This window comes from Pseudomonas sp. 13159349, assembly GCF_013305685.1.
Lineage (GTDB): Bacteria > Pseudomonadota > Gammaproteobacteria > Pseudomonadales > Pseudomonadaceae > Aquipseudomonas > Aquipseudomonas asiatica.
In genome coordinates this window covers 3,250,894-3,271,619 of record NZ_CP045553.1, presented here as the reverse complement: position 1 = coordinate 3,271,619, position 20,726 = coordinate 3,250,894, and the positions used below count along the sequence as shown (strand labels likewise).

Below are 20,726 nucleotides of genomic sequence, written 5' to 3'. Positions count from 1 at the left end.
CCTTTCGCGACACAAGGCCGCTCCTACAGGGATTGCGGCAACTTTTGGAATTTGAGCAAAACAGTTGCATTCAGGGGCATTGATCAACGCTGATTATCGGCTGCTCCCTGCCGCCCGGTACCTTCCGAGCCACTGCCATCCATCCCTGGCAAATCCCGGTTGTCATTCTGTTCAGCAGGCGGGCTGTCCGGGTCGTTGCCCTTTATGCGTGGGTCTGTGTCCCGCGGCAAGGGCTTTTCGATCGGGTTGAGGGTGCTGTCCGCGCCCGGCTTGGGCGCCGGGTTGTGCGGGTCGTCGGGGTAGGTGGGGCCGGTGCCGGCAGCAATGGCCAACGGCGCGGCGAGCAGGGCAATCAGCAGGATGCTTGAGCGGGGCATGGCAGGCTCCTTTGCTTCTGGTAGGGCTGATACTTCCCTTCGGCCCTACCCGAAGCTTCAAGGTGCCATTACCCCGATCAACGGTTACACCACCAGCGACAGCAACATGATGAAGATGATGCCGACGATCGACAGGATGGTCTCCATCATGCTCCAGGTCTTGAAGGTTTCCGCCACGGTCATGTTGAAGTACTGCTTCACCAGCCAGAAGCCGGCGTCGTTGACGTGGGACAAGATCAACGAGCCAGCGCCGGTGGCCAGCACCAGCAGCTCACGGTTGACCCCCGGCACCAGGTCGATCACCGGTGCAACGATGCCCGCACCGGTGATGGTGGCGACCGTGGCGGAACCGGTGGCGATACGGATTACCGCTGCTACCAGCCAGGCCAGCATGATGGGCGAAATCTCCGCCTGTACGGCCATTTGCCCGATCACGTTGCCCACGCCGGTGTCTACCAGCATCTGCTTGAAGCCACCACCTGCACCCACGATCAGCACGATCGCCGCAGTCGGTGCCAGGCTCTGGTCGAGCATCTTCATGATCTGCTGGCGGTTGAAGCCACGGGCCGAGCCAAAGGTATAGAAGGCCAGCAGCAGGGCAGCGAGCAGGGCGGTGATGGGGTGGCCGATCAGGTCCATCCACTGGCGCACGATGTGCTCGGCAGGCAGCACCACGTCGGCGAAGGTCTTCAGCAGCATCAGCACCACCGGCAGCAGCACGGTGACCAGGGTGATGGTGAAGCTCGGCAGATTGCCCTGGTCGGACTCCTTGGCGATTTGGTCCATCAGCTCCTGGGACGGGGTGCCCGGGATGTAGCGGGAAATGAAATTACCGAACAGCGGGCCGGCGATGATGGCGGTAGGCAGCGCCACGATCAGGCCATAGAAAATGGTCTTGCCGATGTCGGCATGGAAGATGCCGATCGCCAGCAGCGGGCCCGGGTGCGGGGGCACCAGGCCGTGCACCACCGACAGGCCGGCCAGCAGCGGAATGCCGATCTTGATCAGCGATACGCCGGATCGCCGGGCAACGATGAACACCAGCGGGATCAGCAGCACGAAGCCGATCTCGAAGAACAGCGGGATACCCACCAGGAAGGCGGCGAACATCATCGCCCAGTGCACGTTCTTCTTGCCGAAGGCGCGGATGAGGGTTTGCGCGATCTGATCGGCCCCCCCGGAGTCGGCCATCAGCTTGCCAAGCATGGTGCCCAGGGCGAGCACGATGCCGACGAAGCCCAGAACACCGCCAAAACCGTCCTGGAACGATTTCATGACCTTGGCCACAGGCATGCCGGAGGTGAGGCCAAGGAAGCCGGCCGCGATGGTCAGTGCGACGAAGGGATGGACTTTGAAGTGGGTGATCAGCAGGATCAGCCCGACGATGGTAACCAGCGCGTCGAGCAGCAGGAAGGTATCAGTAGCCAGTCCGAACATGGTTTGAAGGCCTCGGTCTTATCGTTGTTTTGGCGTAGCTTTTTTGCAAATTTGCTTGCGCTTGAGGGGCAGGGTAGCGCTGTCTTGGGTGAGCCGGGAAAACCGCCAGGGTCAGGCGGTTTGTGCCAGGCCCGGCTCACTGCGGCCCTTTAGCCAGCTGTCGACCGCTTCGGCAAGCGCTTCGATGGGCTGGGTGGCGTCGAGCGCAAGGGTCAGGGGTTCGCCGTGTGGCGGCTCCAGGGCAGCGAATTGGCTATCGATGAGGCTCGCCGGCATGAAATGCCCGGGGCGGGCCAGCACGCGTTTCTCCGCCTCGGCGGGTGACAGCTCGAGGAACACGAACACCAGTCCGGGCATGGCGTCGCGCAGGGAGTCGCGATAGCGGCGCTTGAGGGCCGAACAGGTCAGGATCGGACGTTCCCCGGCCTGGGTCGTGGCTTGCAGCTCCTGACCAAGACGCACCAGCCAACCGGCACGGTCGCTGTCGTCCAGGGGGATGCCAGCGCTCATCTTGCGGATGTTTTCGGCAGGGTGGAAAGCGTCACCTTCGATCAGGCGGCCGCCGCTTCTGGCAGCGATGGCAGCGCCGATGCAGCTTTTGCCGCAACCGGCCACGCCCATCACCACGATGGCGGACAGGGGAGAATTCATCAGTACCTCCTGCGGGTGAGATAGCGCTGTCTCGTTGTCGACGAACAGCCACCTCCCCGGTGTTATTGGTCTTGTCCCTACGCAGTATGGACGCTTGGCGGCGGGCGCGCGTTGGCCGCTACCAAAGATTACATTGCCTGCGTCCTGAGACAGCGCTACCTTAGTGGCCGTTCCCTTTCCTTGCAAGTAGTAAAATTACAACATCCATGTCCCGCACCGGCTCCCGTACCACAGGTCGTCCCACCCTGGCAGAAGTTGCCAGGCTTTCCGGGGTTTCCCCGATTACCGCGTCGCGCGCCCTGCGCGGGGTCAGCACGGTTGCGCCGGAGCTGGTGGAAAAGGTCGTTGCTGCCGCGGCGAGCCTCGGTTATGTCGCCAACCCGGCGGCCCGTGCCCTGGCATCGGCGCGCAGCCAGTCGGTGGTGGTGTTGATCCCGTCGCTGTCCAACCAGCTGTTCATCGACACGCTGGAAGCCATTCATGAGGTCATGCGCCCGCGCGGGCTCGAGGTGCTGATCGGCAACTATCACTACGATCTTGCCGAAGAGGAGAACCTCATCCGCAACTACCTGGCCTATCAGCCCTGCGGCATGCTGCTGACCGGTTTCGAGCGCAGCGAGGCATCGCGGCAGATGCTGGCGGCCAGTGGCGTGCCCTGTGTGCACATGATGGAACTGAATGGCGAGGCCGGGGCATTGTCGGTCGGCTTCTCGCAGCAGCAGGCCGGGCGCGCCGCGGCCCGCCACCTGATCGAGCGCGGGCGCAAGCGCCTGGGGTTCATTGCCGCACAGCTGGACCCACGAGTGATGCAGCGTGCCGAAGGGTTCCGCCAGGCGTTGGCCGAGGCCGGCTTGCAGGCGGCCGAGTTGGAAGTGCTGACGCCGGAGCCTTCTTCCATTGCCCTGGGCAGCGCGTTGTTCAGCCAGTTGCTCCAGCAGGCGCCGGATGTCGACGGTATCTTCTTCTGCAACGACGACCTGGCCCAGGGCGCGGTGCTGCAGGCATTGCGCCAAGGGGTGGAGGTGCCGCGGCAGGTGGCGATGGTCGGTTTCAACGACCTGCCGGCTTCGGCGCACATGGTGCCGCGGCTGACCTCGATTCGCACGCCTCGCGCCGCTGTGGGGCGCGGCGCAGCGCAGGCGCTGCTGGCGCTGCTCGATGGCAAGCGGGTGCCGAATGCGCAGCAGGACCTGGGCTTCGAGTTGATGGTGCGGGAGAGTTCCTGAGTTTGTCTTGAGTGGTGTGGTGGGTTCGAGACCGAGCGCCGCCCGCGCGGCGCTCGATCTCACAGGCGCCACAAAAGCCACGACCTACGCCAGACGATCTATGCTCAGGACACCGCGCATACAGGAGCCCGGCGTCATGTTCGATTTCCACCGCAAGTCCGATCTGGTCGAAATCCAGCGCAGTCATCAGGCATTGGCCAGCTTGCAGGCCAAGCTGGCGGCGATCAGCCGCTCCATGGCAATGATCGAGTTCACCCCCGACGGCACGATCCTCGATGCCAATGAGCGCTTCTGCCAAGCCATGGGCTACAGCGCCGAGGAGTTGCGCGGCAAGCATCATCGGCTGTTCTGTGACCCTGGTTACGCGAAAAGCGCCGAATACCAGCAATTGTGGCGTGAACTGGGGCAGGGCAAGGCCATCAGCGGTACCTTCGAGCGCATCGACAAGGCCGGACGCGAAGTCTGGCTGGAAGCCAGCTACATGCCGGTACTGGACGAGCAGCGCCAGGTCACCAGCGTTATCAAGGTGGCATCCGACATCAGCCAGCGAGTGATGGAGGAGCACGAGAGCGAAAGCCTGCTCAAGGCCATCAGCCGCTCCATGGCGGTAATCGAATTCACCCCGCAAGGCCGGGTGATCAAGGCCAACCAGAACTTCCTCGACACCATGGGCTATCGCCTGGACGAGGTGGTCGGTCGCCATCACGGGCTGTTCTGCCTGGCGCACGAGCGCGAATCGGCCGAGTACCGCGAGTTCTGGGCATCGCTCAACCGCGGCGAGTACCACTCGCACCGTTTCGAGCGTGTCGACAAACATGGCCAGACGGTCTATCTGGAGGCCTCCTACAACCCGATCTTCGACAGCAAGGGCCGCTTGTACAAGGTGGTGAAGTTCGCCAGCGACATCACCCGCCAGGTCAGCACCCAGCAAAGCGCGGCCGATGCTGCCCATGCCAGTTCGGTACAGACCGATGCCTGCGCGCGCAAGGGCACCGAAGTAGTACAGCAGGCGGTACAGGTGATCGAGCAGATTTCCCATGAACTCAACGACGCGGCACGCAGTATCGATGCGGTGAGCAAGCAGTCGGATGTGATCGGGCAGATAGTGCTGACCATCCGTGGCATTGCCGACCAGACCAACCTGTTGGCTTTGAACGCAGCCATCGAGGCGGCCCGCGCCGGCGAGCACGGGCGCGGTTTTGCCGTGGTGGCCGACGAGGTGCGCAGCCTGGCGGCGCGCACCAGCAAGGCTACCCTGGAAATCGTCGACGTGGTGCGGCAGAACCACGACCTGTCGCTGTTGGCCGTGGCCAGCATGCAGTCGAGCCTGAAGCGTACCGGCCATGGTGTGGCACTGGCCAACGAAGCCGGTACGGTGATCATGGAAATCCAGCAGGGTTCACGGCACGTGGTAAACGCTATCAGCCAGATCAGTTCGACGCTGCAATTGCACTGAGCACATCGCCCAGCTCGTCCAGCAGGGTCTCCAGGCTGGCCTGTAGTTGCAGGCGAAGGTCAATCGTCGGCAGGCCTTGGTCGTGGGCCTGCTCGATGGCTTCGCAATCCTTGACCAGCGTGCGTACCTTGAGCATCTTCGCCCCACCTTTGATCCGGTGAGCCAAGGCGCGCAAAGTTTCGCCGGGGGCCTCTGCTGGCAACGCCCGCAAGGTGGCCAGGTCTTCGCTGACGCTTTGTGACAACTGCTGCAGCAAGTTCCGCGTCAGTTGTTCGTCGTCCTGGGTCAGGTGGCGCAGTTCGCCAAGGTTGAACCCGCTGGTGCGCCGTGCTGTCGGCTGCTGCCGGGGGTGGGCGTGGGGCAGGTGGGTCTTGAGCGTACGCAGGCCGATGGGTTTGAACAGGCATTCGTCCATGCCGCTGGCCAGGCAGCGGGCACGCTCCTCGGCTTGGGCGTTGGCGGTGACGCCGAGAATGCGGCATGCCGCCAGGCCGCGTTCGCCCTCGAGGCTGCGGATGCGGCGGGTCAGTTCGTGGCCGTCCATGACCGGCATGCTGCAGTCGGTGATTACCAGGTCAAAGCGCGCAGCCTGCCAGCGTGCCAGCGCGATTTCCCCGTTTTCCGCCAGCGTGACCCGATGCCCCAGGGTATGCAGTTGCCGCTCCAGCAGCAGCAGGTTGGCGGGGTAGTCGTCGACCACCAGTATGTTCAAAGGGCCGCTGCTTGTTTCCAGCACAGGGTCGTGCTGGTCGGCCTGCACCGGTGCAGCGCAGGCGGGCAACTGCAGGCTGACCTGCACCTTGGTGCCAAGGCCTTCGACGCTCTGCAAGTTCAAGGTACCGCCCATCAACTCGGCCAGCGTGCGGCTGATGACCAGTCCCAGGCCGGCGCCCTGGCGTGCCCGGGGGCCGTCGGCCTGGACGAAGGTATTGAACAACCGGGCCTGGTCGGCAGGGCTGATGCCGATGCCGGTGTCTCGCACACTCAGCTCTACTGCCAGGCTGTCAGTGTCGGTGGGCGAGGGCAGTAGCAGGCTGGCCTGGACTTCACCGCTGTCGGTGAACTTGATGGCGTTGCTGATAAGGTTGGACAAGACCTGCTTGAGGCGCAGCGGATCAGCCAGCACCCACACCGGCGCAGCGGGCAGTTCGCTGTGCAGGTGCAGGCCTTTGGCCCTTGCATTGCCTTCGAATACCCGCACGGTGGCGCGTACCAGTTCTACCAGGTTGGTGGGCACTGGCTGCAGGGTGACATGGCCGGATTCGATACGGGAAATGTCGAGAATATCGCCGATCAGCTCAAGCAGGCCAATGGCCGAATCGTGGGCGGTCTGCAGGGTCTGGGTGTCGCAGCGGCCGCCGCGGCTGTCTTCCAGGGCCAACTCCAGCAGGCCGATCACGGCATTCATCGGGGTACGGATTTCATGGCTCATGGTGGCCAGGAAGGTGCTTTTGGTCTGGCTGGCCTGTTCGGCGTCGTCCTTGGCCTGGCGCAGCTGTTCAAGCAGGCCGCGGCTAAGCGCCAGTTGCGCTTGCAGGGCATGCTGGGCCTCGGTGCGCTGGTTGATCAGCTTGCGCAGGTAGCTGTTCCAGAACACCACCCCGGCCAGCAGCAAGGCCGACAGCACCAGCACTTGCAAGGCCAGCGTGCGGTAGTCGCGCCAAGGGCTGTCACTGACCAGGGTGGTGGTGCGCCAGCGGTTGATCAGCTGGTCCAGCTCTTCGGGTGGAATGCTCAGCAGCGCCTTGTCGAGGATTGCCTGCAGCTGTGGCTGGTCCGCGGCCACGGCGAAGGCGGCGATGGCCGGGTCATCGTCGAGCACGCTGGCAATGCGCAGGCGGTCCTTGAACACATGGCTGATGTAGTAGGCGGCATTGATATGGCTGCTCAGGGCGACGTCGGCGGCACCGTTGGCCACGGCCTCCATCAGGCCGAGCGGGTTGTCCACCTCGACCATCCTGGCCTGCGGATAGCGTTGTTGCAGCACGGCCCGTTGCGGCGAACCGCGTACCAGGGCGATGCGCATGCCATCCAGCGCCATGGCCTGCGGCGGTAATGCATTGTCGCCACGGGTGACCAGCACCCGTGGGCTGACCAGGTAGGGACGGGTATAACGCAGTTGCTTCGAACGGTCTGTGCTGTAACCCAATGCGCCGATCATCTGCGCATCCCCGCGCGCCAGGCGCTCGATCATTGCTTGCGCCGACGGGCTTTCGACCGGCTTGAAATGCAGCCCCGTGCGCAGCGAGATCTGCTTGAGCAGCTCGAGGGTGATGCCGCTGGGGCGATGCTTGGTGTCGTTGAAGGTCAGTGGCGCCAGCGAAGTGTTGACCAGCACGCTGACGTTGGGGTTGGCAGCTATCCAGGCTTCTTCTTCGGCGGTCAGGGCGGTGAGGTGGCGCTGCAGCAGCAGGCTGGTGTTGCCACTGCTCCAGCGGCGCAGGATATTCAGGCGTTCGCTTTCGCTGATACGCGCCAGCGCCTTGTTGACCAACTGTTGCAGGCGCGGGTTGTCACTGGCCATGGCAAAGGCAAACGCGCCAGGGGCAACCTGACAGAAGTGGTCGATCTTCAGTGTGCCCTGGTAACTCTTGCCAATCGCGAAGTCGGTACTGATGGCATCGCCCAGATAGGCGTCGGCCTCGCCCAGTTCGACGGCGGCCAACCCGGCCAGGGTCGAGCGATACAGGCTCAATTGCGCCTTGGGGTACAGGCGGCGGACGCTGCTGGCCGGCAGGTAATGATCGACCATGGCCAGGCGCAGGCCGGCGAGGTCGGGGGTGTTCTTCAGGCTGCGCCCCTCGCGTGTGACGATGACTGGCAGATCGTCGGCGTAGCTTGAACTGAGGCTGAGCTGGGCATCCGCTGCCTCGAAGGCGTTGGAGCTGCCCAGCAGGTCGATACGGCCGTCGCGCAGCGCAGCGATGGCTTCGTGGCGGCTGTCGAAGCGTCGTACTTCGATGGTTGTACCCAGCTGTTCTGCGATGATGCCAGCGTAATCGGCGCTGAGGCCTTCGTAGTCGTGCTGGCTGACATTGATCTCCAGCGGTGGGTAGTCGGGGCGCGAACTGCCAAGTACCAGGTGCTGGCGTCGCTGTAGCCAATGCCGCTCTTCGCTGGACAGCGCAAGCGGGGCCGCGGCGCTGACCGAGCGTGCCAGCAACTGGCGAGGTTCGCTGTTTGCCAGCAGCGCGCCGGAACCGGCCAGGCCGATGACCAGTAGGGCGCTTGCCAGCAGGCGCTTCATTGTCATCGAGCGCTCAGTAGACGCTGTTGCGCTTGGCCAGGTCGACCATTTCAACCAGTGATTCGGTCTTGAGCTTTTCCATGATGCGGCCCCGGTAGGTGCTTATGGTCTTGGCGCTGAGGTTCATGCAGGTGCCGATATTCTTGTTGTTCTCGCCGCGCGCCAGGCGCCGCAGCACCTCCATTTCCCGGTTGGACAGGCTGGACAGGCGCACTGGCTCGCTTTCCAGCGAGTTGCTGTTGACCGACATCTGCGGGAAGGTCGAGTAGCCCTTGACCAGCGCTTTCAGGGCAAACAGCAACGCCTCGTGGTCTTCTTCCTTGGTGACAAAAGCGCCGATGCCAGCATCCAGGCAGCGCCGCACATACAGGTCGGTGGCCTGGCCGGTCAGCACCATGATCTTGGGCGCCGGCTCCAGGCATTGCAGGCGCTTTATCACTTCCATGCCATCCAGGCCGGGCAGGCCGATGTCGAGAATTACCACATCCGGTCGCAGGTCGCGGGCCACCTGCGCCACCTCGCTGCCATTGCCGACCTCGCCGACAACACGGAAGCGCTCGCGTTCGAGCAACATGCGCAAGGACAGCCGGACGATGGGGTGGTCGTCGACGATCAGCACGGTAGTCATGAAGAAAACTCCTGTCAGGATGTGGTCCGCTTCCTGGATCACTCAGGAATACGTCTGCAAGTGGGGTTATCGGAAGCGCTGCACGATACGACCATTCCCGAAATTTGGTAATGCCGAGTATAGAAGTGTTGAAAGTCCACGTGCTTGTTGTTGAAAAGTCCTACAAAAAGTGGGAAAGACATCACCCTGGCAAAGCGGCGATGCCTGTTTTTGTAGTCGTCATGCGCAGGCGGAGTGTGATTTGCTCACGCGCTGGGTTGAGGCGGGGTTGTTGGCCAGTGCCTGGCCGACCCGTGTCGGGCGTGCCACCAACTGGCCGGTGCAGTTCGGGCAGCGGCCCTGGAAACGGGTTTCGGCGCAGGTGCGGCAGAAGGTGCATTCGAAGGAGCAGATCAGCGCATCGGGGCTGTCACCCGGCAGATCGGTATCGCAGCACTCGCAGTTTGGGCGTAGGTCCAGCATGGGCATGACTCCTGTTTGCAGGCGGGAAACCGGAGTCTGCTACGCCTGCGGCGAACCTGGCAATGCTCAGTCGCCAGGGCGATACAGGTGGGCGTGCCCGGCGCGATACAAGGCCGATTCGGCAAACGGTGTGTCGCCCAGCACATGGCCCACAAGGATAAGCGCCGTGCGCCGGAAATCCTTGGCCGCGACGCGTTCCACGATATCGCCGAGGGTACCGCGCACCCAGTCCTGGTCCGGCCAGGTGGCACGATGCACCACCGCCACCGGGCAGTGCGTGCCGTAGTGCGGCAGCAGTTCTTCGACGATACGCGACAGGTGCTTGACCCCCAGGTGAATCGCCAGGGTGCTGCCATGGCGCGCCAGGTCGCCCAGCTGCTCGCCGGGCGGCATCGGCGAGCTGTCACCATAGCGTGTGAGGATAACGGTCTGCGCTACCTGGGGCAGGGTCAGTTCGCAGCCGAGCAGGGCGGCGCTGGCCGCTGTAGCGGTGACCCCGGGGATGATCTGGTAATCGATGCCCAGCGTTTGCAGATGGCGGATCTGCTCGCCGATGGCGCCGTACAGGCTGGGGTCGCCACTGTGTACCCGAGCCACATCCTGGCCTTGCTCATGCGCACTGCGCATGGCGGCGATGATCTGCTCCAGGTGCAGTTCGGCACTGTTGATCACGGTCTCGGCCTGGTGGCCCTCGAGCACGGCGGCCGGCACCAGCGAGCCGGCATAGATGATCACCGGGCACTGGCGGATGAGCCGTTGGCCCTTGACCGTGATCAGTTCCGGGTCGCCGGGGCCGGCGCCGATGAAGTAGACCGTCATGGTAAGTCCTTGCAGGAAAGAGGGGTGAAACGTTCAACAGGCCAGGGCGAGAGTAGCCGGGCCCAGTACCTGGCGCGTCAGCAGCAACCTGGCCGTGCCGAGCCGCTGGCTGGCCAGGGCCAGTGCCGCACTCTCCGCCACGCCCCAGCAGCCACAGTGGGCATGGGCAGCGGCGGAGCGGTGGCTGAGCTGGAGTTCGTAGGGTTGCAACTGCGCGGTATCGTACAACACCAAAGGCAGGCCGAGACGTTCGGCCAGTTGCTGCAAGCCGGGCTCGTCGGCCTTCAGGCTGATGCTGGCGATGCCTTGCAGGTCGGCCAACGCCAGGCCCTGGGTGGCCAGGGCCTGGCGCAGCAAGATTTCCAGCGTATCCGCCGGGCAACCCCGACGACAGCCGAAGCCGGCGTAGAAGGCAGGCATCAGGCCTGGCTGGAGCGCCGGAACAGCCAGGCGCTGAGCAGGCCCAGGGCCAGCCAGAATGCGGCGTTGGTCAGCCAGGAGGCCACTTTGAACTGGGTTTCCAAGGCGGCGGGGGCCAGGCTCTCGTGCACCTCGGGTTGCGGCGCACCGATCACATGGGGAATGACCAGCAGCACAGCGCCCAGCGCCTTCAGCAACCAGTGGCGAGCGAACACCAACAGGGCCAGGCCCAGCGCGGTGGCACTGGCGGTGCCGATCCACCAGGCCTGGCGTTGCCCCAGGTCGGCTGCGGCAGTACCTGGCAGTTCCGGCGGCAGGCCCAGGGTCGGGGCCAGGCAGAACACGGCGAAGCCGGCCAGGCCCCAGAGTGCGCCGGTGCCGGCTCGCTTGGGTTCACGCAGGCTGTACAGGGCGGTGAGAATCAGGGCGAAGCCGACCGCGACCACCAGGTTGCCGCCGGTGGTGGACAGCACTCGCTGCCAGCCGTCTTCAGGTGCCCAGGCCTCGGCGCTGTGTTCATGCGCTGCCACTTCGCCGGCATGCTCGTGCTCGGCGACGGGGGCCGAGGATTCGTAGGTTTCTGCCTCGAGAATCAGCGGGGCGACCCAAAAGCTCTGCAGCAAGGTCAGCAGCAAGGCCGCCAGCAACCCGCTGAAGCCCGCGGTACGGGCAATGCGTGTGATCATCGGGTTGTACTCAGTGGCAGGGGAATGCGGCGCTGTGGCGGGTGTCGTGGGCGGCGTTGTGCACGGCCTCGATGTGCGAAAAGCCGGCGAAGTACACCAGGCACAGGCCCAGCAGGCTGGCGCCGATGGCGATGACGACACGCTGGCTGAGGGTGACGGGGGTGGTAATGCTGTGTTGCTTGGCGCTGGTGACGGGCATGACGCGTTCCTCTGCTTTTTGTGGGCAACGGGCAAGCGCGGCAGCCCCGAGCGTGGCAGCCCAGGGGAATGCAACAGCGCCCGCCCACCGCGGGGTGTTCATGAACGCCAGGCCGGTCTCCGGGCTTGCGAGGAGGAGCCAGGCTCCTGGAAAGCGTCACCTTCCCATGCCGGGGATCAGGCACAGTGGTACAGACGCTTCGCTCGCTTACCGTTGCGGGGGCAGCACCGGCCTTGTCCGGCCCTGCTGGAGGGCCTGTGACGCACCGGTTTCCCGTTTCACCCCCATCGGGGGCACCTGAACGCGAGGCATAAGGAGACCATGGGGCGGGGCTGGCGTCAATTGCCCTGATGGTAGGGCTTTGGTTTTGCAGTGCCTGGGAGATCGAGCGCCGCCCGCGCGGCGCTCGATCTCACAGGCGCTGAAAAGCTCAAGGCATGCGCACTCAAGCCCTCATGTAAGCCGGTTCGGCCTGTAGTGGTCTATGCCGTGAGCATCCACCCGGTCAGCCCCGGGCAAACGCCGCCAGCTTCTCGCCATCCAGCCGGTAGCGCACCCACTCATCCTGCGCTTCGGCCCCCAGCTTCTGATAGAAGCCGATAGCCGGCTCGTTCCAGTCCAGTACGCTCCATTCAAGCCGTCCGCAATTCTTCGCCACCGCCTCGCGGGCGATGTGCCGCAGCAATTGCCGCCCGGCACCGTCGCCGCGCTGCTCGGGCGTTATGTACAGGTCTTCCAGGTAGATGCCGTTGCGCCCGAGCCAGGTCGAGTAGCTATAGAAATACACGGCAAAGCCGATTGCCCGGCCATTGCGCTCGCACATCAGGCTATGCACGGTGCTGCCCTCGCCAAAAAGGCTGTGCTCGATATCGGCAACGCTCGCGATCACCTCGTGGCGGGCGCGTTCGTACTCTGCCAGCTCGGTGATGAAGGCAAGTATCTGCTCGGCGTCGGCGCGAACGGCAGGACGGATGGTGAGGCTCATGGGACGGCTTCCTTGATCTGAGGGTAGCGGTACAGCGATGTGTATCTACACAATTTCGTTAAACTGTACCGGTCGCAGAGGAGGGCGACTCCGTTAGTGTGACAGCACCCATAAAAAAGTGGATTGCCTGCCATGCTTGCCTCTGCCGACCTGCTGACCGCCTTCGTGCTGTTCGCCTTCGTGTCTTCCATCACTCCTGGCCCCAACAACACCATGCTGCTTGCCTCCGGGGTGAATTTCGGTGTGCGTCGCTCGATCCCGCACGCCCTGGGCATCAGTGTCGGTTTCATGGTGATGGTGCTGGCTGTCGGCCTGGGCCTGGGCGAGGTGTTCAAGGCCTGGCCGGCGCTGTATACGGTATTGCGTTACACCGGTGCCGCCTACCTGCTGTACCTGGCCTGGAAGATCGCCACCTCCGGGCCGGTCGGCACAGCTTCGTCCAGTGCCCGCAAACCGCTGGGCTTCTGGGGAGCGGCGGCATTCCAGTGGGTCAACCCCAAGGCCTGGGTGATGGCAGTCGGGGCAATCACCACCTACACGCCGGCGCAGGGCTATGTGACCAACGTCATTGTCATTGCTGCCTTGTTCGCCCTGGTCAACCTGCCGAGCGTCGGGGTGTGGGTGATGTTCGGCAGCGCCCTGCGCAACTTGTTGCAGAACCCGCGCTGGCTGATGCTGTTCAATGTCCTGATGGCCTTGTTGCTGGTGATTTCACTGTACCCGCTGCTGTTTGTAGAATCAGCGTTTTCCTGACCCCGCGAGTACGGTAAGCCGATGCAGTTGATCCCCTGGTCTCACGAATGCGCCGAAGGCTTCACCCTGCGGGGCTGGCGAACCCCGGCCAGTGGCAAGCCGTTACTGCATTTTCTGCACGGCAACGGCTTCTGTTGCCTGGCCTACCAGCCATTGCTGATGCGCCTGGGCGAACATTTCGACCTGTGGCTCAGCGATGTGCAGGGCCATGGTGACAGCGACCATGGCGGGGTGTTCCGTGGCTGGAACCGGACCGCTGCGCTGGCGGTGGAGGCTTTTGCAGCCGGGCGAGGCGAGTATGGTGACGTACCGCGCTTTGCCGTCGGGCACAGTTTCGGTGGCGTGCTCACCGGCCTGATCCTGGCCAGTGAACCGCAACTGTTCACGCGTGCCGTGCTGCTCGACCCGGTACTGTTCAGCCGGCGCATGCTGGGTGTGATGGGGATGGCAGCCCTGGTCGGCTTGCACCAGCGCCATGCCCTGGCGCGCAAGGCTGCCAGCCGTCGCAGCCACTGGCCCGACCGCGAGGCAGCCCTGGCTTCGCTGCATGGGCGGGGTATCTTCAAGGGGTGGACCGATGCGGCGCTGCGGGCTTACGTGGAGCATGCCATTGGCGACTGTGGCGAAGCGGTGGTGCTCAAGTGCCGGCCTAGCCGCGAAGTGGAAATATTCAGTTCGTTCCCCAAGCGCATGTGGGCGAGCCTGGCGGCAATCCGAACGCCCACGCGGGTGCTGTACGGCGAGCACACCTACCCCTTCGTACCGCATTCGGTAAATCGCCTGGTGGCGCTCAACCCTAAGGTCAGCGGCAGGCAGGTTGCAGGTGGGCACTGCTTCATGCAGGAGCATCCTGAGGCGTGTGCCGAAGAAGTGCAGGCCTTCCTGCTGCAGGGACCGGCGGGATAGTTTTTCCAGACAGCTGGCTGTGGATTGTCCTTTAAATGAGACGATGCATGCCATTTTAGTCGGCTATTGCCTGATTGGTCTCACTGGTAAGGTTATCTCAACCAAGAGAGGAGCCTTCTCATGAAAACGATTCTGGGTATTCACCGCAGTCCCCACGCCCACTGGGTAGGTGATGGTTTCCCGGTGCGCAGCCTGTTCACCTACGACAACCTGGCCAGCAAGATCAGCCCGTTCCTGCTGCTGGACTATGCCGGCCCTCATGACTTCACCCCGACCAGTGCGCGGCGTGGCGTTGGCCAGCACCCGCACCGCGGCTTCGAGACCGTGACCATCGTCTACCAGGGCGAACTGGAACACCGTGACTCCACCGGCGCTGGCGGCTTGATCGGCCCTGGCGACGTGCAGTGGATGACTGCTGCCAATGGCATCATCCACGAAGAGTTCCATTCCCCAGGTTTCGCCCGTTCTGGCGGTACGCTGGAGATGGTTCAGCTGTGGGTCAACCTGCCGGCGCGGGACAAGCGCGCAGCAGCCGGCTACCAGACGCTGCTGGCCAAGGACATCCCGGTGGTGACGCTGGACGACGAGGGCGGCAGCCTGCGAGTGATTGCCGGTGACTATCGTGGGCATTCGGGGCCGGCGCGGACCTTCACTGCGATGGATGTCTGGGACCTGCGCCTGAATGCCGGTGCAGCCTTGCAACTGCCGGTCGCCGCTGGGCGCAATGCGGCGCTGGTGGTGTTGCGTGGCAAAGTGCGGATCAACGGCGAGCGAGAAGCCGGCCCATCCAGCCTGGTGCTGTTTGACCGGGGCGGCGAGGATGTCGCTATCGAAGCGCTGGAAGGTGCCAGCTTGCTGCTGCTAAGCGGTGAACCGATCGATGAGCCGATCGTGGGCTATGGCCCGTTCGTGATGAACAGCCAGGCGGAAATTGCCGAGTCGTTCGACGACTTCCATGCCGGGCGGTTCGGGCAGATGCAGGAAGCGCGGGACGGTGCGGCGCATTGATCCTAGTTGATTGAATGGCTTGTCCGGCCCTATCGCCGGCAAGCCAGCTCCCACAGGTACAGCGACAATCTCGAGAGCAACGCTGTACCTGTGGGAGCTGGCTTGCCGGCGATAGGGCCGGTACAGGTTTTACTTTTGCTGGCATGATGCAGCCATGCCAAAGCTCACCCCCCTGCACGCCGTACGCCGATCATTGCCCACCCCCAGCCACCACACCTTGTGGCTGCGCTACCGTGCCCCTTACCACTGGCCCTCGACCCTGGCCTTCCTCGCTGCCCGCTGCATCCCCGGCATCGAGACCTGCCTCGACGGCACCTACCGCCGTACCCTGGTAATTGCCGGCCGCCACGCCGTCGTGCACGCCACACCTTCGGGCAGCCAGTACCTGCGGGTCCGCCTTGAAGGCGTCCCGGCCCACGCGCTACCCGGCCTGACCGCCAGACTGAGGCGATTTTTCGACCTCGACGCCGATCCCGTGCGCATCAATGCCGAACTGTCCCGCGATCCACTGATGGCGCGCCTGCTACGGGAGCGTCCAGGCTTGCGGGTGCCACAAGGCTGGGACGCCTGCGAACAGGCAATGCGCACTGTGCTGGGCCAGCAAGTCAGTGTGGCCGGGGCCATGACTTTGGCCGGCCGCCTGGTGCAACGCCACGGCGTGCCCTTGCGCTGGCCCGCACCCGGCCTGAGCCACGTATTCCCGGCGTTGCCGGTATTGGCAGCTGCGAAATTCGATGGCATGGGCATGCCGCGAGCGCGCGCCGCCACCCTGGGCACGCTGGCCAATGCATTGCTCGCCGAGCCCAGGTTGCTGCGCCGCGGGCAGGTGCTGGATGAACTGCTGCGCAACCTGTGCCAGCTCAAGGGTATCGGCCCCTGGAGTGCGCACTACCTGGCATTGCGCCAGGCCGGCGCGGCCGATGCCTTGCCGCTGGGCGATGTGGCGCTGATTAAGGCGTTGCGCCTGCTCGAAGGCGAGGATGCCCAACTTGCGCAACGAGCCCTGGCGTGGCGACCGTGGCGAGCCTATGCGGCACAGCATCTTTGGGCATCGCTGGGGCCTGCCGGGACCGCTCGTCGCTAAGTCTGCCATTGCGTTCGAACGCCCAGCCCGCGCAGGCAATCTTCCACTAAGGTGCTAGAGGATTCCCTGCATGATCATTGCCCAGGCGCATGAGCGCCTGCCCCGGCATGCGCAATATCAATTGGCACCTCGCCCGACAAAGGCGTACTCACACAACAGGCCATCCCAAAGAGAGGGTCGTACCATGTCGTTGATAGGAGTTTCGATGCTAGAAATGCGGCAGATGATCGAGCAGGCCTGCCTGCCCGACCGTTGCGAAGTCAGCTGCACGGATGGCGCCAACCTGACCATACGCCTGGGTCAGGGCCAGAGCCTTGACGAGGGCGTGACCCTGAGCGGGGTCCCCCTGCAAAGCCTCAACAGTTGCCGTGACCTGGTCAACCTGGTGGGACAGCTGCACGCGCTGCGTGCCAGCCACCCGGCGACACTCAAGGCGATTGCCTGAGGCGCCTGCCGCGCCCCGGTCAGCCCACGCTGGCCGGGCGCACATATTCCGGCATCAGGCCGTTGAACCAGAACAGGATCATCGCCACCAGGATGGTGACCAGCAGCAGTAACCCCACCCCCCACACGCAGGTCGCGAACAGCATGGCCTGTTCCTTCTTCAGCCGCAGGAAGGTCTGCAATCCGCCATACAGCAACACGCTGGCATACGCCGAGGCAGCCAGCAGTGCCGCCAGCGCCAGCCAGCGGATCGGTAGCAGGCCGACCACCCCGGCAAAGAACCATGGTGTTGCGCAGTAGGCGGCAAAGCCGATGCACTGGTTGAGGCTGGGCTGTGCATCGAAACCGCGCGACATCCAGCGGATCATCGTGCCCATCAACATTACTCCGACGACCGTAGTGGCGTAGAGCAAGCCCGCCAGTTGGGCGGCGCTGGTCATGCTCAGGCGCACCCGTTCCTCGGCCGCCAGGCTCCAGCCGAAGGTGGTCGTGCCGACGAACAGGCACACAGCGGGGATCAGTGCCAGGGCCAACAGGCGCGGCAGATATTGCTGCGGGTGGTCTTCCTCGGCCCGGCGGATTTCCAGCCAGGCGTCGGCGGGGTGAGTGAAGAGCTTGAGCAACGGACTGTTCATTGACGTTCTCCGCGTTCTTCGGCAGGCATGGGCCCTTTTGCTATGGAGACGTGACGCGCCCGGTGGGTTCAGCCGGGTTGATCGCCGTTGATCGTCTTACAGCAGCTCCAGCAGCAGGTTCAGGCCGCCATCACCGCACTTGCCCTGGTCGCGGACCACTCCGTGGTAACTGCGCCCGTCCCAGACGAAGGCCACGCTGTGGGCGCGGTCGACCTTGTCGGGCAGGGGCGGGCAGATGTGCAGGCGCAGGCCGGGGCGGCCTTGCAGGTCGAGGGCGGCGAGTTGGCACTGGCACTCCACGCTTTGCGCCACCGGGCCGAACAGGGTGTCGCGTACGTAATCGAGCTGTAGTGAGGCATTGGGCGCGCGGCAGGGCATTTTCATGGGCGCGCGGCTCCGCTTTGAGAGGGCGGGGAACAGGGCTGGTAGGGCATGGCGGGCTCCAGGCTGAACAGGGCATGGCATATCGTTTGAAGCTTGCCAGGCCAAGATGTTCAACCTGTTTCATGCGCGTTCATCCTGTTTGCGCCGGTTACGGGCCGTTGGCCGCTTCAGCCACCGGCCTTGCGCAAGGTCAGGTTGATCCGCCGTTCACCCAGGCGCGGATGCACGCCAGGCTTGATCGGGAGCACGCCGTGAAAGCGCAGGCGGTCCTCGCCACCCCAGACCAGCACATCGCCATGGCTCAGCGGGATGCGCTGGGTCTTGTCGGTGCGCTGCAGGCCACCGAACAGGAACACCGCCGGCAAGCCCAGCGACACCGACACGATCGGCTGGCCGAAGTCCTGCTCGTCGCGGTCCTGGTGCAGGCTCAGGCGGGTGCCCGGCAGGTAATGGTTGACCAGGCAGGCATCCGGCACGAAACCGTCGAACCCGGCCATGGTCGCAGCGCGGGCGGCCAGTTCGAGCAACACGGGGGGCAGGGCGGGCCAAGGTTTGCCGCTGAGCGGGTCGCAGGGGGTGTAGCGGTAGCCGTGTTCGTCACTGACCCAACCCAGCGTGCCGCAGTTGGTCAGCCCTACCGCCATGCGCAGGCCGGCCGGGGTGTGCATGTGCCGGAACGGCGCGGCACGCAGCACCGGGCGCAGGGCATCGAGCAGGGCCTCGATCTCGGCCAGGGCGAAGCCGGGCAGCAGCACGGTATGGCTGGCCAGGCGTTGCGGCTGGGGGCCGAACAGGTCGAGGTCGGACTGGATCATGGGGCAGGCATCGGTTGGGGTGTGGACTATTGTAATGCGCTTGGCAGGCTTGGCCTATTCGCGGACATGCCCGCGAACAGGCCGGCAAGAAAAGAAGTTCTGACAGGAATAAAAAGGAACCGCGGCACCAGGGAGAGGAGCACCGCGGTTCAAGGGGGGAGCGATCTACTGCTGGGTCACAGTGGCCACGTTCGCACTGCCCAGTTGGCTGATGGTCGCGGTCTGCGTCACACCGCTCTGGTCGACATACGCCTTGTTGCCCTGGCCTCCCTGGGTCACGTAGGCAATGTTGTAACTGTCAACCTGCTTGATGTTGGCTTCGTTGCCGCTACCGTACAGCTGGTTGGTGTAGCTCTGGTTGCTGTAGCCGGACTGGTCCAGGTTGATGACGTTGCCGTTGCCCTGGCTGTTGCCGTAGGCATAGTTGTCGGTGCCACGCTGGTCGGCGATCAGGATGTTGTCGGTGCCGTTCTGTTCGAAGTACAGCTCGTTGTTCATGTCGGCCTGCTTGGTCTCCATTTGGTTGCCGGTGCCTTTCTGGGTCAGCGTGGCCAGCTGGTTGTCACCGTTCTGGGTCAGGTTGACGCCGTTGCCATTGCCATTCTGGTTGATGGTGGCAGTCTGGTTGGTACCGAACTGGCCGCCCATCTTGGCGCCTTTCCAGTTGCTGGCGGTGACGCTGTTGCCAGTGCCCTTGGTGTTGATGGTCAGGTTGAGGTTTTCACCGTTCTGGTAGGTGAAATGCACGTTGTTGCTACCAGTCTGGGTGATGGTGGTGGTCGAGTTGCTGGTCTCGAACTGGTCCGACCAGCTGGCGTTGGCCGTGCCCTGTTGCGACAGGCTGACCTTGTTGTTCATGCCGAAGCTCTGGTCGATATAGCCTTCGTTCATCTGGCCGGACTGGGTCACTGATGCCTGGCTGGCGGTCTGGTTGTCCTGCCACACTTCCACCGAGTTGCCGCCACCGTACTGGCCAATGCCGATGGTGCCGCCGGTGCCGTCGCGCTGGTCGCCATACGCCCAGTTGCCCGTGCCATCCTGGTAGACCTGGATATCACCATCGACGTAGCTCAGGTGCTCGGCGGCGGCGTAGTTTTCCTGGCCGGTCTGGTTGATGCTGCTGCGGTTGTTGCTGCCACCAAAGATCTGCTCGATGAAAGCTTCGTTGCGCTGGCCGGATTGCCAGGAGGTGGCCTTGCTGCCTTCCTGGCTTTCCTGCCATACGGTCGAGGCGTTTTGCGCGCCTTGCTGGGTTTGCAGCGACTGGTTGCCCAAGCCCAGTGACTGGCTGGCGAAGGCATCGTTGTAGCTGCCGCTTGCGTGCTGGGTGACCTGGCTGCCGTTCTCGAACAGCTGGTCGGCGTAGCCTGCGTTGTATTGGCCGTTGGCGCTCTGCTGGATATCGCTGGTGCTATCCGATTGCACCGCCAGGTGGTTGTTGCCCTTGCCGGTCTGGGTCTGGGTAGCCGAAGCGAATGGCGCCAGGGACTGGCTGACTTCAGCGATGTTTTCCTTGCCATCCTGGGTCTGGGACGAGGTGCTGTCAGCAGCCATGGCCTGACCTGCGAGGGCCAGGACGATAGCGGCACTTAACGGAGCGAGCTTGTACATGGGGGGGCCTCCAGGTCTATCGGTATTGGGTTATCTGCACGTGCTGGCCATTGCCGGCCTGGGTCACGGAGCTGTTCAGGCCTGTGCCGGACTGCACGATGCTGGCGCTGTTGTCGTTGCCGATCTGCTCGATGGCCGCACTGTTGCTGCTGCCGGTCTGGCGGATCGACGCGCTGTTGCCATTCCCCTGTTGGCTGATGAGGGCCATCAGGTCACTGCCTTCCTGCAAGATGTACGCTTCCTGCGCGCCACCGGCCTGGACGATGCGGCCCAGCAGGGCCTGGCCGTTCTGGTCGAGGGCGGCGCGGTTGCCCGCGCCTTGCTGCTCGATCACCGCAGCCTGGCCGGCGCTGGCCGGCAGCAGGCGGATGATCACCGGTTCGCCGAGGTCGTTGCCGGGTGCGAGGTCGGCATTGTCCAGCAGGTCCTCGGCCCAGCAGGCCTGGCCCACCACGGCCAGGCCGAGCAGCAGGGAGTACAGGCGTCTCATTGC

General features: G+C 64.1%; 23 protein-coding genes, 1 pseudogene and 1 riboswitch. Of the genes and pseudogenes, 8 read left to right on the top strand and 16 right to left on the bottom strand.

What is annotated here, in order from left to right:
- Window positions 1-83: 83 nt before the first annotated feature.
- From GEV38_RS15310 to GEV38_RS15300, 3 genes are all read right to left on the bottom strand, one after another.
- The gene (locus GEV38_RS15310) at window positions 84-377 is read right to left on the bottom strand and encodes a hypothetical protein (RefSeq protein WP_015270533.1); all 294 of its coding nucleotides are present in this window, start codon (window positions 375-377) and stop codon (window positions 84-86) included.
- Window positions 378-461: 84 nt separating this feature from the next.
- A complete protein-coding gene (locus tag GEV38_RS15305) occupies window positions 462-1,814 on the bottom strand; it encodes a GntP family permease (protein ID WP_015270532.1) in 1,353 nt (450 codons plus the stop codon).
- A gap of 111 nt (window positions 1,815-1,925) precedes the next feature.
- Window positions 1,926-2,465 carry a gluconokinase gene (locus GEV38_RS15300; RefSeq protein ID WP_015270531.1) on the bottom strand — a complete coding sequence of 180 codons (540 nt, stop codon included), beginning with the start codon at window positions 2,463-2,465 and terminating at the stop codon, window positions 1,926-1,928.
- Between the two features lie 206 nt (window positions 2,466-2,671).
- On the opposite strand from GEV38_RS15300, the gene GEV38_RS15295 reads away from it, so the two are divergent.
- The 3 genes and pseudogenes from GEV38_RS15295 to GEV38_RS28040 all read left to right on the top strand — a co-directional run bounded on the left by GEV38_RS15295 (window position 2,672) and on the right by GEV38_RS28040 (window position 5,147).
- Window positions 2,672-3,691: a LacI family DNA-binding transcriptional regulator gene (locus tag GEV38_RS15295; RefSeq protein WP_054572869.1), complete on the top strand. Its 1,020-nt coding sequence runs from the start codon at window positions 2,672-2,674 to the stop codon at window positions 3,689-3,691.
- Between the two features lie 100 nt (window positions 3,692-3,791).
- Window positions 3,792-4,610, top strand: a pseudogene (locus GEV38_RS28045) (PAS domain-containing protein); the annotation flags it as partial.
- Between the two features lie 99 nt (window positions 4,611-4,709).
- Window positions 4,710-5,147: a methyl-accepting chemotaxis protein gene (locus GEV38_RS28040; RefSeq protein WP_239688284.1), complete on the top strand. Its 438-nt coding sequence runs from the start codon at window positions 4,710-4,712 to the stop codon at window positions 5,145-5,147.
- On the opposite strand, the gene GEV38_RS15285 is transcribed toward GEV38_RS28040, so the two are convergent.
- The 8 genes from GEV38_RS15285 to GEV38_RS15250 form a co-directional block, all read right to left on the bottom strand.
- The gene (locus GEV38_RS15285; protein WP_054572870.1) at window positions 5,122-8,394 is read right to left on the bottom strand and encodes a transporter substrate-binding domain-containing protein; all 3,273 of its coding nucleotides are present in this window, start codon (window positions 8,392-8,394) and stop codon (window positions 5,122-5,124) included. The genes GEV38_RS28040 and GEV38_RS15285 overlap by 26 nt on opposite strands.
- A gap of 13 nt (window positions 8,395-8,407) precedes the next feature.
- Window positions 8,408-9,022 carry a response regulator transcription factor gene (locus GEV38_RS15280; RefSeq protein WP_015270527.1) on the bottom strand — a complete coding sequence of 205 codons (615 nt, stop codon included), beginning with the start codon at window positions 9,020-9,022 and terminating at the stop codon, window positions 8,408-8,410.
- Between the two features lie 219 nt (window positions 9,023-9,241).
- On the bottom strand, window positions 9,242-9,484 hold the full coding sequence (locus GEV38_RS15275) for a DUF1272 domain-containing protein (RefSeq protein WP_013972792.1): 243 nt from the start codon (window positions 9,482-9,484) through the stop codon (window positions 9,242-9,244).
- Window positions 9,485-9,550: 66 nt separating this feature from the next.
- On the bottom strand, window positions 9,551-10,303 hold the full coding sequence (cobM, locus tag GEV38_RS15270; protein WP_013972791.1) for a precorrin-4 C(11)-methyltransferase: 753 nt from the start codon (window positions 10,301-10,303) through the stop codon (window positions 9,551-9,553).
- Between the two features lie 33 nt (window positions 10,304-10,336).
- On the bottom strand, window positions 10,337-10,723 hold the full coding sequence (locus GEV38_RS15265) for a cobalamin biosynthesis protein (protein WP_054572871.1): 387 nt from the start codon (window positions 10,721-10,723) through the stop codon (window positions 10,337-10,339).
- Window positions 10,723-11,409, bottom strand: a complete 687-nt coding sequence (locus GEV38_RS15260) for a CbtA family protein (protein WP_039613698.1) — start codon at window positions 11,407-11,409, stop codon at window positions 10,723-10,725. Before GEV38_RS15260 ends, GEV38_RS15265 begins: the two co-directional genes overlap by 1 nt.
- Window positions 11,410-11,419: 10 nt before the next feature.
- Complete coding sequence (locus GEV38_RS15255) at window positions 11,420-11,608, bottom strand: CbtB domain-containing protein (protein WP_003258255.1); 189 nt, start codon at window positions 11,606-11,608, stop codon at window positions 11,420-11,422.
- A gap of 92 nt (window positions 11,609-11,700) precedes the next feature.
- A riboswitch (cobalamin riboswitch) is annotated at window positions 11,701-11,924 on the bottom strand.
- A gap of 189 nt (window positions 11,925-12,113) precedes the next feature.
- The gene (locus tag GEV38_RS15250) at window positions 12,114-12,593 is read right to left on the bottom strand and encodes a GNAT family N-acetyltransferase (RefSeq protein WP_054572872.1); all 480 of its coding nucleotides are present in this window, start codon (window positions 12,591-12,593) and stop codon (window positions 12,114-12,116) included.
- A gap of 132 nt (window positions 12,594-12,725) precedes the next feature.
- Between GEV38_RS15250 and GEV38_RS15245 the strand changes: the two genes are divergently transcribed.
- The 5 genes from GEV38_RS15245 to GEV38_RS15225 all read left to right on the top strand — a co-directional run bounded on the left by GEV38_RS15245 (window position 12,726) and on the right by GEV38_RS15225 (window position 16,789).
- A complete protein-coding gene (locus GEV38_RS15245; protein WP_015270522.1) occupies window positions 12,726-13,346 on the top strand; it encodes a LysE family translocator in 621 nt (206 codons plus the stop codon).
- 21 nt (window positions 13,347-13,367) lie between these two features.
- On the top strand, window positions 13,368-14,252 hold the full coding sequence (locus tag GEV38_RS15240; RefSeq protein ID WP_015270521.1) for an alpha/beta fold hydrolase: 885 nt from the start codon (window positions 13,368-13,370) through the stop codon (window positions 14,250-14,252).
- Between the two features lie 120 nt (window positions 14,253-14,372).
- On the top strand, window positions 14,373-15,260 hold the full coding sequence (locus GEV38_RS15235) for a pirin family protein (RefSeq protein ID WP_054572873.1): 888 nt from the start codon (window positions 14,373-14,375) through the stop codon (window positions 15,258-15,260).
- A gap of 154 nt (window positions 15,261-15,414) precedes the next feature.
- Window positions 15,415-16,344, top strand: a complete 930-nt coding sequence (locus tag GEV38_RS15230) for a DNA-3-methyladenine glycosylase (protein ID WP_054572874.1) — start codon at window positions 15,415-15,417, stop codon at window positions 16,342-16,344.
- Between the two features lie 184 nt (window positions 16,345-16,528).
- Window positions 16,529-16,789: a DUF1652 domain-containing protein gene (locus GEV38_RS15225; protein WP_043935665.1), complete on the top strand. Its 261-nt coding sequence runs from the start codon at window positions 16,529-16,531 to the stop codon at window positions 16,787-16,789.
- A gap of 19 nt (window positions 16,790-16,808) precedes the next feature.
- Here GEV38_RS15225 and GEV38_RS15220 read toward each other — a convergent pair whose 3' ends face one another.
- The 5 genes from GEV38_RS15220 to GEV38_RS15200 all read right to left on the bottom strand — a co-directional run bounded on the left by GEV38_RS15220 (window position 16,809) and on the right by GEV38_RS15200 (window position 20,723).
- The gene (locus GEV38_RS15220) at window positions 16,809-17,423 is read right to left on the bottom strand and encodes a Yip1 family protein (protein WP_015270517.1); all 615 of its coding nucleotides are present in this window, start codon (window positions 17,421-17,423) and stop codon (window positions 16,809-16,811) included.
- 96 nt (window positions 17,424-17,519) lie between these two features.
- Complete coding sequence (locus GEV38_RS15215) at window positions 17,520-17,807, bottom strand: hypothetical protein (protein WP_013972780.1); 288 nt, start codon at window positions 17,805-17,807, stop codon at window positions 17,520-17,522.
- A 167-nt stretch (window positions 17,808-17,974) separates the two neighbouring features.
- Window positions 17,975-18,622: a DNA oxidative demethylase AlkB gene (alkB, locus tag GEV38_RS15210; protein ID WP_054572875.1), complete on the bottom strand. Its 648-nt coding sequence runs from the start codon at window positions 18,620-18,622 to the stop codon at window positions 17,975-17,977.
- Window positions 18,623-18,787: 165 nt separating this feature from the next.
- Window positions 18,788-20,233: a curlin gene (locus tag GEV38_RS15205; protein WP_054572876.1), complete on the bottom strand. Its 1,446-nt coding sequence runs from the start codon at window positions 20,231-20,233 to the stop codon at window positions 18,788-18,790.
- 16 nt (window positions 20,234-20,249) lie between these two features.
- Window positions 20,250-20,723, bottom strand: coding sequence for a curlin-associated protein (locus GEV38_RS15200; protein WP_015270514.1), 474 nt, complete (start codon window positions 20,721-20,723; stop codon window positions 20,250-20,252).
- Window positions 20,724-20,726 lie beyond the last annotated feature (3 nt).